Here is a 12,010-nt window from a genome sequence, read left to right as displayed (position 1 = left end):
GATGAAGCACTTGTTTATAGGTTTGTGTTTATTGCTAATATCGGTAGCAGCTTGCGCGCAGGCCGTTACCGATAGTTTGTATCTGTACAAGCAAAATTTTGAGAATTTGCAGTTTTCAAAAAAAGCAGTTTCACAACTTTTGGTGGCGCCTGTTGAAAGGGCAAGTCAGGTACAGTTGAAGGTATCGGGCGAGTCTGGTGGCTACAGGCTTTCACAAGTGGCACAACGCACCACCCTTGCCGAATTTAGCGCCGAAGGAATTGCCTCGCTGCGTAAATTTAAGGTGTCGGGCTATTTTTCGTACCAACATAGGGCCGACGACAGCCTTGCCTGGACACAGCAAGGATTGCCGGATGAAGATCGACCCTACTACTTTGCATCAGCCAAGGCCGGACCTTATCAGCGCGACCAGTTTTATATGGGTGGGCAATTAAGCTTTCAGCTTTCTCCAAAACATTGGTTTATAGGTACAGGAATTGATTACTTGTACAATACGGCAACGCGTTCTGTTGACCCGAGGCCGGATGTAAAGATTTTCAGGATTATGATAAAGCCTGAATTAATTTATCGGTCAAACATGCACACCATTGGGGTAGGCGTGAGTTGGGGCACGGGCTATGAGGATAATGGCATAGCCTACGCCAGCGATAGCTACCGCGAAAACACATCTGATATTTATAAACCCTGGATAACTTATTTTGTGACGGGTTATGGTTCTGCTTATCCCCAACGATTAAACTTAACAATAAACAGAAATCAGCGATACAAAGGTTTGAACGTAAGTTATAGCGGAAGCATCATTAACTGGAATATCAAAGCAGTGGCCGCATACTTACTCAATGAAGAAAACAATAAGTCGGGTTTAATCACCAGCCTTAACTTTGACAATATTGCCAATTATCAGGCAGACCAACTGGATGCGGCGTTGTTATTATCACATCAAACAAATAAGCTAAGCCAGCAAGTAAAGCTCCATATAGGATTAGATGATGGCAGCGGTTTTTACAATCGTATTGGCGCAACAAATTATTACGTCAGCCACAAAAAATACAGCGCTGAGTATAATGTTATGTTAAATAAATTTAAGCACATTGTGCCCGGGTTTACCGCAGGGGCATTGTACCAAGATATAAGCAGGCGTGATTTGAGTGTTTATGCCAGTAATCGTTATACTTGGTTGCAGCCAAGTGTTGGTATAGCGCTTTACAATCATATAAACAACCAGAACGATTTATCGGTAAAGGTAAGCGTTTTAGCGCTGGTCCCTCTTGAAAACAATCTTATTGCTCCTGAATCTACCGTTACAGAATTTACAAAAGGTGTAGTTTATCCGGATTATTACTTCTATAAAAGCTTTAGCGGGGGGATGATGGCTACACTAAATTATGTGAGCTCCAACTTATTAAAAGGCTACCGTACCGGTTTCGGTCTGCAAACTGGTTTAAACCGCAAACTTAGTTCGCCGGCGGTGTTACTGCCTGCCGCTTTTGCTCCAGGCACAAGCAGGCTATCCTATGCCCTAAACCTAAATTTATATTTTTAGCAGATGAAGAAGGTACTGCTCTCTATCACAGCCTTGTTGTGCATTATCATACATTTTTCTTTTAACAGCACCATAATATTGACTTTTAACGGGCTGAACGCTGATTCATTGCGGGCCATTTACAACCAATCACCCGATAGATGGCCTAAGCCTGATGTTGATCCGGATATAAAGTGGACTGAGTTAGGTATGCTGCCTAAAGCACCGATATCTGCACAGTCTGTAAAGGATAAGGAGATGATTGAATTAGGTAAAGTTTTATTTTATGACCCGCGATTGTCTGGTTCTAACCAAATATCGTGCATAAGCTGTCATGCGCCCGAAATGCATTGGTCAGACGGGCGACAGGTCTCTTTAGGACACAATCAAATGGCCAATTCACGTAATGCACCATCCCTGGAAAACGTATGGTTTTACAAAATGCTTTTTTGGGATGGACGCGCGAAAGACCTGGAAGAGCAATTAACTGGTCCGATAGCTTCAGATATCGAAATGCACCAAAATCTTATGGAGCTCCCTGGTAAATTATCGCTTATAAAAGGATACCCACCGCTGTTTGCCGCCGCCTTTGGCAGTAAAAATATTACGCAGCAACGCATAGCCAAGGCACTGGCTACTTACCAGCTTACCTTTACCAGCCGGAAGTCAGATTTTGACTATTTCTTACAAGGCAGTAGTAAGCGCCTTACAGACCAGCAAATAGAAGGCTTACATTTATTCCGTACAAAGGCACGTTGTATGAATTGCCATAACGGGCCGCTTTTTACTGACAATGAATTTCATAACGTTGGTCTTACGTATTATGGTCGTGATAAGTATGAAGATTTGGGCAGGTACAACATCACCAAGGATCCGAAAGATGTAGGCAAGTTTAAAACTCCTGGCTTACGAGATGTTATGCGTACCCGGCCATGGTTTCACAACGGCTTGTTTGACAATATGGAAGGTGTATTGAACATGTACAACGCAGGGATGGCTCAGCCCAAACCTAAACCCGATCAGGTTAACGATCCGTTGTTTCCTAAAACAGATGTGCACCTAAAAAAATTAAACCTTACAAAAGAAGAACGTGCTGCAATTATTGCATTTTTAGAATCTATAACCACTGAGCCCTGGAGAATTACTAAACCCGTTTTGCCGCAGTAGCATAATACAAGCATAGTGCTAACGACTGTTAAACCGAATGATTACACGGCAGATGATGAATTGCGGACCCAACTGGGTGAATGCTGAATGGGACGACTGCTGGAACGGGCAGCATTGAACGGATAAACTGATATACCAAATTCCGCTGTGATGCCTTTGTAAGAACCAGACTAATGGCTAGAGCCGATTGCCCATTGCGTAAGTGTGCGTTCTGAGTTGATGGAGTGATGTTTCCGGTCTGGGGTCGAAATCAACACCTGGAATTAAAGGTTTACCGATACGCACATGAAGCACTTTCCCCTTTTTGTTAAAAAGCTCCGTAGGCAACATTACAGTCTGCAAACTTGGATGAAGCATGCGAAGCAGGCTGAAGCCAAAACCATTATTACCATGAAAATATATAGGTAGTGCAGGCACATTGGCCTTGGCAATTAGCTTGCCCACTACCGGATGCCATTGGCGGTCTGTAATAGACAAGCTTTTTAAATCGAATGCTGAAACTTCGCCGGCCGGAAAAATTGCAACCGGTGTGCCTTGTTTAAGTTTAAGTAACGTTGTCTTAATTCCGCTGATGCTTGAAGAATCTTTTACTTTTTCAAAAGGGTTAACCGCTATAATGTATGGAGCCAGGTTAGGCACCCGTTTAAGCAAAAAGTCACCCATGAACAAGGTGTCTGCCCTTTTTGCAACCAGGAGGGTAAGCAGCGCTAGCGATTCAATTGCACCATATGGATGATTGGCTACAACCACGAATGCGCCGTTGGCTGGAATATGCTTGAGTTCGTTTTCACTTACATTTAAAGTAACGCCTAAATAGTTTAATGCAAAGTTGGTAAAGGCCCGGCCATCTAACTCGCCCGCTTGCTGCATCATCAGGTTAAACGCATCAATATTAAGTAACTTCATCAGCAAACGGGCTAACCCCGGCAGCTTTGCCGTACCCGTTACTTTAGAGATGTCTTCGATAGAAATAGCCGGCATACCGCAAAAGTACCCGGGCTATATGAATTGAATAGGTTGTTACCATTAAATTTGCCGCAACGGTATCGTCAAGGCGTTTGCAGGTAGCTTTACAAAGGGAATTAATTTCGGTGTAATTAATATTCATGCTGCTTACACTTCAGCACATGTGCGTTAAGCGCCTGGTACTTTACTGCTGTTTTGGTAATAGTGCTCCAGTTCTTTCAACCTGGCTATTTGGGACGGGCGGGGATTAATGAAGGTGCGTACTTTTTTCACTAAAGCAAAAGCATCATCAAAAGTTAAACCGGTTTTAATCAAGTAAGCGATAGTCATGGTTGGTCCTCTGCCTAGCCCTTGCCGGCAATGAATATACACCTTACCACCATTAGCTACGGCCCTGGCTGCAAAATCAGCGCCTCTTACCAGTGCTTCTATGGTGGGCGGCGTGTTGTCCTCTGTGGGTAAATGCAGGTAGCTAAACCCATCGTATTGGGCCTCGCTATATACAGAGTGTATACGCATATTGATGATGGCTGTTACGCCAAGCGCTTTCAATTTACGTAATCCCAGCAAATTATACTGACTCCCTAAAAACAGATCTGCCGTAATTTGGCTCCGCTTCAACGTGGGCATACCGGCTATCAGTCGGTATACATTGTCATATATTTTCTGGAAAAATATGACAACCAGAACAACGATACTTTTGATTTGAGCAAGCATAAGAATTTAGATTTCGGCCGGAACCGCAATACGTATAGCAGCCGGTACAACCTTAATATGCAATAGTTGGGCTACCTGCTCACTATCGTCACAAATAAAACGTTGGTCAGCGTCTGTTTGAATAATGATTTCTTTGCACTGCCAATGCTTAATAGCATCCGTTTCATTTTGCAGCAAGGTACTGCCGGCAGCTTTAAGTAGTGATGTAAAGCTGGCATCCTTTAACAGGATAGCATCCAACCAGCCATCCGTAATACTTATACCGGGTTGTAAAGCAAAATCGCCAATGCCTATATTGCCTGAGTTGGTAACTGTTAATGATACGCCTGTTTCTTCAACGGCTTTTCCGTCAATAGTGAGGCGGTAAGTAACAGGTTTTGCCTCTGCAATAGTTTTAACCGCTGTTACCCCGTAAGCCAGCTGCCCAATTTGATCTTTCAAATCCCGATCGGCCTGCAAAACCATATCTGCCATAATTCCTAAGTTTATCCGCAGCAAAAAAAGGTGATCATTCACCATACCCATATCAACTACTTTCAATTGCAACTTGCCGTTAACCAGTAATTCCAGCGCCGCTTTAGCGTCTACAGGCACACCAAGCTCCTTGGCCATCACATTGGCCGTTCCGCCCGGTATGATGGCCATTGGTGTTGCTGTACCCTGTATGGCGCCTGCAACATCTGTTACACAACCATCGCCGCCATAAACGGCAATCAGGTCTGTCTTACCTATCAGCGCTTTTGCAATCTCCCCAGCGCTAAAGTTTCTTTTTGTAACAGACAGTTCCCACTCTATTCCAGTGTTATCCAAAGTTTGATTAATGTAAGACAAAATAGGTTCTTCTTTACCAGAGGCCGGATTGATGATAAAATGAATATGGTTAAATTTCATATGAACCTTCTTTTTTACAGGCTGCAACACACAACCGTAGCTATAGTTTTTTAACAAATATTGCCAGCACGCCCACCTGCTTAAATATTTACGTAGAGTTAAATCCCTGTGAAGTTTGCCAACTTTTAGTAGGAATTAAGCGGTTTAATAATTTTGAGCAATGGTATGTATTTATAAAATAGCCAGCCGTCTTTTAGCTCTGTTGCCCATTGGCTCCTTCAGCATATCCAATAAATTATTAAATGCAAATAAAAACGTGCCAAGGCCACTCCAAAACAATAATATAATTTTCCAACATGGCACCGGTCTTTTAATAAGTGTATAAAGTAACACAAACAAATAACGTATTATTATACAGATGGTTTAGCCTTACATATTACGCTACTGTTAAGTAATTATATGAACCGTTTGTTGGAAGTGTTTAATGCTCTCCAATTTACATGAGTTAGAGCTATGCCAACCTGCCTAATGAGTTACACACGGTATTTGAACGGAAAGCTGATTAATACCACTATTTTTGAACAGGTAAAACGACAGTACAATGCATATGAAAAAGATACTATTTGCCATTAAAGAATATGAATACCTGGCCAAAAAATTACTGGTCTGTGCCGACTTTGAACAAGGCATACTGGAAGTAAGCCAGTTTACTGACGGTGAACGGTACCAGCGCATTATTTCTGTAATTGAGAACCGGGATGTGGTGCTGGTTGGTGGTACGGTAAGTGATGAAGCCACACTGGAGCTGTATGATCTGGCATCCTCCCTGGTAAGTTATGGTGCTAACTCTTTAACGTTAGTTATTCCTTATTTTGGGTATTCGACCATGGAGCGGGCTGTATTGAGCGGCGAGATTGTAACCGCTAAAACTAGGGCGCGGCTGTTATCCAGCATCCCTAAATCAAACCGGGGTAATAAGGTTTTGCTTTTTGACCTGCATTCAGAGGGCATTCAGTATTATTTTGAGCATGATTTGTACCCGGTACATGTATACTGTAAATCTATTATAATGGCAGTTGCCCGGCAGTACGGGGGCGATAATTTCGTGATGGCCAGTACCGATGCCGGTCGTGCTAAATGGGTAGAATCATTGGCGAACGATTTAGGCGTTAACGCCGCGTTTATATTGAAACGCCGCCTCAAGGGCGACCATACCGAGGTAAGCGCTATCAATGCAGATGTAGCCGGCAAAACGGTTGTGATTTATGATGACATGATTCGCTCTGGCGGCAGCATCATCAATGCAGCTAAAACTTATAAAGAAGCCGGTGCGGCCGATATTTTTGTAATTACCACCCATGGTCTGTTTGTAAATGACGGTATTAACAAACTTCGAAACAGCGGGCTGATTAAAAAACTGATCTGTACAGACTCGCACGCTAACACCAGTTTATTTAGTGATGATGATTTTGTTGAGATCAAAAGCCTGGCTCAACTCATTTGTGAAGCAATTTAATCGTTTTTTAATTGCAGGAAACAGGCCGCCAATAGGCGGACGTATACATATATAGCCAATTTGGGCGTTGTGCTGTATAGCTTGTTGAAGTATTTTACCACCCTGCTCTATACGCTTAGCACTTAAATCGGTGGGTGTACGCCAACGGAGTACTTAGCTACTTTTAGTAAGATTTGGAATAATTTGGAAACAGCGGGTTAACTTTAGTATTTCATTACCTTTAACTCGAATACGTAATATGAAGCACCAGGAAATTGAATCTCCCGAAGAGTTACGTGATGCCATACAGTGCTTTTGGTACACCAGCATCGATTTTGGAGAACGATTATCGACCTTTGAAGTGCTTCCCGACGGTTATGCTGAAATCGTTTTTATTTTCGGGAGTACCTGTAGCATTTCTACGCCCGGGGGCTTGCAGTCACTGCCATCACCGTTCATAATGGGGCTGTTGGGGCAACCGGTTATCTTGCATGCAAATAATCATTTGGAGGTGATAGGTATCAGGTGCTTTCCATGGACCGTTTTCGATTTGCTTGGACTCAAGCCGGGGCAGGATCGCGTGCACGTATTTAAACACCCAATTGCCCGTTTACAGTCTTCGCTCAGCCAGTTAGTTCAGGTTGGTAAAATTGAAGAAGCACTGGAACATGTTAAACAATATTTCCTGAACGCAAGAGAGGGAATTGCCGCTAATAGTTTGTTGTTTAAAGCGGGCGTTGCCATGCGCAAAGCAAACGGTACTTTACCCGTAAGCCAGGTAGCCGCCGCCGCTCACGCCACAGTGCGCACACTCGAAAGAAACTTTAAACAATCTACAGGCTATACGGTGAAAGACGTTTCTGGTTTGATGCGCTTTGAGCAGGTACGAAACCATCTATGGCTTAACCCCGACGCTAATCTTGCTGGCTTAGCTCACGAACTGGGTTATGCAGACCAAGCCCATCTGAGCCGCGATTTTAAGCGCTATACCGGGACCACGCCAGCCGCTTTTGCCCGAAAAGTAAGAAAGGGAAAACAGACCATAACCGAAGACTTTGTCGCATTTGTACAAGCCTGATGCAGAGGCATTGTTGAATTTTGCAGGTAAATAACCATGCAAATTCATGTTACTCCGAAATAAAAATGTTGCCGTTATAGGCGCTGGGCCGGTTGGCCTTACCATGGCCCGGTTACTACAGCAAAGTGGCGTAAAGGTAACCGTTTATGAAAGAGACAAAGACCCACAGGCAAGAATTTGGGGCGGCACACTCGATCTTCATCAAGATTCAGGACAGCAAGCCTTGAAAAAGGCAGGATTGCTAGAAACCTATTATGCTAAAGCTATGCCCATGGGCGTTACCATGGCCGATGAACAAGGTAAGGTATTGTTCACTAAAACCCCCACACCCGAAACTCAGTTCGATAATCCTGAAATAAACAGGAACAATTTAAGAACTATATTACTGAGTAGTTTAACAGAAGATACAGTAGCTTGGGACAAGAACACCATAGGACTTGAAGAACACTGCGGAAAATGGCTGCTCCATTTCGAAAATCAATACACTACAACCGCTGATCTGGTGATCGTTGCGAATGGTGGTATGTCAAAAGTTAGACACTATGTAACAGACATCCAAGCGCGAGAAACAGGGACGGTGATTATACAAGGAGATGTACCCCAACCCGAAATTAACTGCCCTGAATTTTATAAGTTATGCAACGGGCACAGGCTCATGGCAGCTTACCAAGGTAATTTATTGGTAGCAAACCCTTATAATAACGGAGTGTTAACTTACGGTGTCATTTTTAAGAAGCCTGAGGAGTGGGCTCACGCTTATGAATTAGACTTTCAGCGCAAGGACAGCATCTGTGCTTTTCTTTCCAACAGGTTATCTGATTGGGATGATCGTTACCAGCGATTATTGAGCGCTACATCTGCTTTTTGGGTATTGCCTACAAAAAAATTACCGCTGAACAAACCCTGGAACAAGGCGCGCCCCTTGCCTATTACGCTTATTGGAGACGCCGCGCATTTAATGCCACCCTTTGCAGGAAAAGGCGTAAATACAGGATTAATGGACGCCTTAATTTTATCGGAAAACCTCACTAGCGGAAAATACAAGACCATAGAAGCGGCCATTAGCAATTACGAACAGCAAATGTTGGTGTATGCCGCCGCTGCACAGCTCGAGTCCGCCAATAATGAGATAGAGATGCGACAACCCGACTTTTCCTTTCAAAGGTTTATTCATTAACAAGCTGCAGGCAGGTTTTTGTCGTGTTTTTACAAGCCAAACCGGGGTGCAAGCCCGAATTTTGTTGTCGCCCGTCTCAACATGTTAAGATGGATTTATATAAAATGAAATCATTAAAAGGAAAAAAAGTACTGATATCGGGTGCTAGCTTTGCCGGACTTTCAACCGCTTTTTGGATGAACAAATTAGGTTACCATGTAACTGTTGTTGAAGTTGGAAACGGGCTTAAGAAAGGCGGCACCCCGGTAAACGTTCGTGGAAATACCGTTGACATTGTTAAACGCATGGGCCTTTTTGACCGGATAAAAGCCAACCGGTTGAACTTGGAAACATGGGAGTTTAAAAATGCCGACGATGTTACAGAAGGTGCCATGTTGCTCAGGCAAGAGGGGGAGCCACTGCCAGATGATGACTTTGAAATAGAACGGAATGTATTACTAAACATGATATTTGATGCGGTGAAAGATGAAGTTCACTTTATTTTCAACAACCGTATCACCGGGCTGAGTGAAACCGGAGACGAAATACACGTTACGTTTAAAGATGGTTTGCAAAGCCAGGTTGATTTGCTGTTTGGCTGCGATGGCATTCATTCTGCTGTAAGAGACATCTGGTTCGGCCCCGAAAGTGAATACATGCATTTTTTGGGGCAGTATTTTTCTATCACTATCGTTAATAAACTGCTCATCAAACAAAATACCGCACAAATGTACAACGTGCCTAACAAAGCAGTAATGCTGAATGCTTACAACAGCAAGACCGATATTATTCTTTGTTTCCGTTCAGAGAAAGAGATTCCTTATGATTATCGTAATGAAGAGCAACAGCGGCACATTATTTTAGAACAGTTTGCAGGAGCTGGCTGGAGGACCGCAGAATTATTGGAAGAAGTAAAGCAATCTAGAACATTTTACTTTGATAAACTCTGTCAAATAAAAATGCCATCGTGGACAAAAGGCAGGGTGGCCCTGGTGGGAGATGCAGGCTATTGCGCTTCACCAGCTGCAGGAATGGGAGGATCGTTAGCTATAGATGGAGCTGCAGCATTAGCTGATGCCTTTCAAAAGCACAAGGGAGATTTCGAATCTGCATTTCAGGAGTACAACAAAAGCTTCCGTCCATTTATAGAAGAAGTTCAGGCCGAGGCGGTAAGAGTTGGGTTAGAGTCTCTTGTTCCTGAAACGGAAGAAGCCATCCGTAAAAGAAATTTGCAAGGCTTTTAGCATTTTGAACTTTAGCACATTACTTTATCGAAGGTAAAGCACTGTAATTCGCCCTAAGCCATCGTAAATGGCAACACTACTCCATAAATGTTAATAGCGCATGCTGGCTGGCCGTATGCAGGTCACGCCATACCTGGTTTATTTCCGTATCGGGCGAAGCAGCTTGCAAGCCGCAAAAAGGATACAATTCATCTACACCCTCGCGGGCTATGCGGGCTAATAAGCGGCTTGTGGTGCTTACCGGCTTTAAGTATTCGGATGTTAAATGGTTATTTAAGCCGGCTTGCCATGAGGCATCAACGGCCTCATAAAACTGGTTACGTATGCCTTGCAGGCTTTCTTTAATATTGTGCAGGGTTTTCATTAGCGTTACCCGGTTCTCATCGCTCATGCGGCGCGACTCCTCAATCTTTCGCTCAAATATGGGACCGCACAAGTCCACAAAGTGCATAGCCACACCCGCAATATTGGCGGCCAGCGTGGCCTCGGCCAACTGCATAAAGGGATAGCGGTATAACGATGTGTCAATGACCGCTGCAACGGCATCAATCTTAAAGCAGCGGTTTGCCGGAGCATAAGCGTTCTGCATAGTAAAGGCGTGGCTTCCTGTGCCCATCATGCCTATGTATTTCCAGGCGGCAACCTGTGTGGCTGTATTGCTGTCTATCACAAAAGGCAATACTAGCTGGTCGCCGCCTTCGTTCAATACACTATTGCCATTCTCATCCTGAATAAGGCAATTGGCCGTAAAATGCGTAGCATGCTTAACCCCGCTCGCGTATTTCCAATGCCCATTAAGCAAGTAACCGCCAGCTGTTTTTGTAGCTGTGCCTGTTGAAGCACCGCTGCCGGCCAGGCAAACTTTCGGATCAGCAAAAATTTCAGACGCAGCTTCGGGGTTAATGAAGCCGCCAAACCATCCTGCTCCTGCACATAGGGTAACTACCCAGCCCAAACTGCCATCAGCCCAGCTAAGAGCCTCCTCAAGCCGTATCAGCTCAGGCAATAGTAGCTCCAGGCCGCCGTATGCTTTTGGCACTAAAAGCTTAAACCATTGTTGTTGGTAAACTATGTCCAGTTGTTCGGGTTGCAGCATACCAGCCTCTTCGGCCGCAAAGGCATATTGCCGAATAGCCTTTACCCAGTGGGGTTGCAATAATAAAGACGGATGGGGTTCGGTGTTCATATCAGGCAGTAGCGGTAGCTCGGTGTTGGTTATATATTTTACGCCAGTCGAAAAAGCCGAATATCGCTATCACAAATAAAAAGATTGTTAGAGCAGCAAAGAGGGCTAAGTTTTTATGAAAAAGGAGCGGTACGGCAAATAAGTTAGATACATTGAGCACCACCCAGTTCTCAATACGCCGGCGGGCCAGTAACCAAGTGCCCGCCCATGCCGTTGAAGATACCCAGGCATCCCAAACGGGCACGGTTGAAGATGTATAATGGTGCAGCAGCAAGTAAATTATGCCCCACCCTGCAAACGCTATAAGCAGGGTAATTACCCATTCCTGGCGTGTTGCCCAGGCAACCTGCACTGGTGGTTCATTTGAACGCCGCACCCATACATACCACCCATAAATACTCATGATTACGTAATAGGCGCTCAAGGCCGATTCGGCATATAGGCCTACTTTGAGTAGTAAGGATATGGTAATGGCAGAGCCGCCTATACCCGCAGGATAAAGCCATACACTGTTCTTGCGGGCAAGTAACACTTCGGCAACCCCCAGTAGTACAGCAAACCACTCTAATAAAGTGGTTTGCTGCATTTGGGTGGTGAAAAGGTCAATCCAGTTTTGCATTTGGCTTATTCAAAATTTCTATAGAAGGC

At 44.2% G+C, this 12,010-nt stretch carries 11 protein-coding genes; 6 read left to right on the top strand and 5 right to left on the bottom strand.

The window, feature by feature from the left end; all coding sequences use genetic code 11:
* Position 1: 1 nt before the first annotated feature.
* Together ABDD94_RS21485 and ABDD94_RS21480 are read left to right on the top strand one after the other, a co-directional pair.
* Positions 2-1,543 carry a DUF6850 family outer membrane beta-barrel protein gene (locus ABDD94_RS21485; protein WP_345953947.1) on the top strand — a complete coding sequence of 514 codons (1,542 nt, stop codon included), beginning with the start codon at positions 2-4 and terminating at the stop codon, positions 1,541-1,543.
* Between the two features lie 3 nt (positions 1,544-1,546).
* Positions 1,547-2,689 (top strand): cytochrome c peroxidase, encoded by a 1,143-nt coding sequence (locus tag ABDD94_RS21480; protein WP_345953946.1) that lies wholly within the window; start codon positions 1,547-1,549, stop codon positions 2,687-2,689.
* A gap of 177 nt (positions 2,690-2,866) precedes the next feature.
* On the opposite strand, the gene ABDD94_RS21475 is transcribed toward ABDD94_RS21480, so the two are convergent.
* The 3 genes from ABDD94_RS21475 to ABDD94_RS21465 form a co-directional block, all read right to left on the bottom strand.
* Positions 2,867-3,670: a hypothetical protein gene (locus tag ABDD94_RS21475; protein ID WP_345953945.1), complete on the bottom strand. Its 804-nt coding sequence runs from the start codon at positions 3,668-3,670 to the stop codon at positions 2,867-2,869.
* 153 nt (positions 3,671-3,823) lie between these two features.
* Positions 3,824-4,372 carry a dual specificity protein phosphatase gene (locus ABDD94_RS21470; protein WP_345953944.1) on the bottom strand — a complete coding sequence of 183 codons (549 nt, stop codon included), beginning with the start codon at positions 4,370-4,372 and terminating at the stop codon, positions 3,824-3,826.
* 6 nt (positions 4,373-4,378) lie between these two features.
* On the bottom strand, positions 4,379-5,263 hold the full coding sequence (locus ABDD94_RS21465) for a YegS/Rv2252/BmrU family lipid kinase (RefSeq protein ID WP_345953943.1): 885 nt from the start codon (positions 5,261-5,263) through the stop codon (positions 4,379-4,381).
* Between the two features lie 547 nt (positions 5,264-5,810).
* On the opposite strand from ABDD94_RS21465, the gene prs reads away from it, so the two are divergent.
* The 4 genes from prs to ABDD94_RS21445 all read left to right on the top strand — a co-directional run bounded on the left by prs (position 5,811) and on the right by ABDD94_RS21445 (position 10,176).
* Complete coding sequence (prs, locus tag ABDD94_RS21460; RefSeq protein WP_345953942.1) at positions 5,811-6,719, top strand: ribose-phosphate diphosphokinase; 909 nt, start codon at positions 5,811-5,813, stop codon at positions 6,717-6,719.
* 238 nt (positions 6,720-6,957) lie between these two features.
* The gene (locus ABDD94_RS21455; protein ID WP_345953941.1) at positions 6,958-7,776 is read left to right on the top strand and encodes a helix-turn-helix domain-containing protein; all 819 of its coding nucleotides are present in this window, start codon (positions 6,958-6,960) and stop codon (positions 7,774-7,776) included.
* 46 nt (positions 7,777-7,822) lie between these two features.
* On the top strand, positions 7,823-8,953 hold the full coding sequence (locus tag ABDD94_RS21450) for an NAD(P)/FAD-dependent oxidoreductase (protein ID WP_345953940.1): 1,131 nt from the start codon (positions 7,823-7,825) through the stop codon (positions 8,951-8,953).
* A gap of 104 nt (positions 8,954-9,057) precedes the next feature.
* A complete protein-coding gene (locus ABDD94_RS21445) occupies positions 9,058-10,176 on the top strand; it encodes an FAD-dependent monooxygenase (protein ID WP_345953939.1) in 1,119 nt (372 codons plus the stop codon).
* A gap of 76 nt (positions 10,177-10,252) precedes the next feature.
* On the opposite strand, the gene ABDD94_RS21440 is transcribed toward ABDD94_RS21445, so the two are convergent.
* Both ABDD94_RS21440 and pnuC read right to left on the bottom strand, forming a co-directional pair.
* Positions 10,253-11,362, bottom strand: coding sequence for an acyl-CoA dehydrogenase (locus ABDD94_RS21440; protein WP_345953938.1), 1,110 nt, complete (start codon positions 11,360-11,362; stop codon positions 10,253-10,255).
* 1 nt (position 11,363) lies between these two features.
* The gene (gene pnuC, locus ABDD94_RS21435; RefSeq protein ID WP_345953937.1) at positions 11,364-11,981 is read right to left on the bottom strand and encodes a nicotinamide riboside transporter PnuC; all 618 of its coding nucleotides are present in this window, start codon (positions 11,979-11,981) and stop codon (positions 11,364-11,366) included.
* Positions 11,982-12,010 lie beyond the last annotated feature (29 nt).

It is taken from the genome of Mucilaginibacter sp. PAMB04168, from assembly GCF_039634365.2.
Classification (GTDB): Bacteria; Bacteroidota; Bacteroidia; order Sphingobacteriales; family Sphingobacteriaceae; genus Mucilaginibacter.
Note: the sequence above shows the minus strand (reverse complement) of the source record. Positions and strands in the feature narration are given on the sequence as shown.

What these genes read in the sequence shown, in the direction of transcription:
- ABDD94_RS21465 (WP_345953943.1), bottom strand. Translation starts at nt 5,263, where the DNA reads ATGAAATTTAACCATATTCATTTTATCATCAATCCGGCCTCTGGTAAA.
- ABDD94_RS21485 (WP_345953947.1), top strand. Translation starts at nt 2, where the DNA reads ATGAAGCACTTGTTTATAGGTTTGTGTTTATTGCTAATATCGGTAGCA.
- prs (WP_345953942.1), top strand. Translation starts at nt 5,811, where the DNA reads ATGAAAAAGATACTATTTGCCATTAAAGAATATGAATACCTGGCCAAA.
- ABDD94_RS21440 (WP_345953938.1), bottom strand. Translation starts at nt 11,362, where the DNA reads ATGAACACCGAACCCCATCCGTCTTTATTATTGCAACCCCACTGGGTA.
- ABDD94_RS21445 (WP_345953939.1), top strand. Translation starts at nt 9,058, where the DNA reads ATGAAATCATTAAAAGGAAAAAAAGTACTGATATCGGGTGCTAGCTTT.
- ABDD94_RS21480 (WP_345953946.1), top strand. Translation starts at nt 1,547, where the DNA reads ATGAAGAAGGTACTGCTCTCTATCACAGCCTTGTTGTGCATTATCATA.
- pnuC (WP_345953937.1), bottom strand. Translation starts at nt 11,981, where the DNA reads ATGCAAAACTGGATTGACCTTTTCACCACCCAAATGCAGCAAACCACT.
- ABDD94_RS21475 (WP_345953945.1), bottom strand. Translation starts at nt 3,670, where the DNA reads ATGCCGGCTATTTCTATCGAAGACATCTCTAAAGTAACGGGTACGGCA.
- ABDD94_RS21470 (WP_345953944.1), bottom strand. Translation starts at nt 4,372, where the DNA reads ATGCTTGCTCAAATCAAAAGTATCGTTGTTCTGGTTGTCATATTTTTC.
- ABDD94_RS21450 (WP_345953940.1), top strand. Translation starts at nt 7,823, where the DNA reads ATGTTACTCCGAAATAAAAATGTTGCCGTTATAGGCGCTGGGCCGGTT.
- ABDD94_RS21455 (WP_345953941.1), top strand. Translation starts at nt 6,958, where the DNA reads ATGAAGCACCAGGAAATTGAATCTCCCGAAGAGTTACGTGATGCCATA.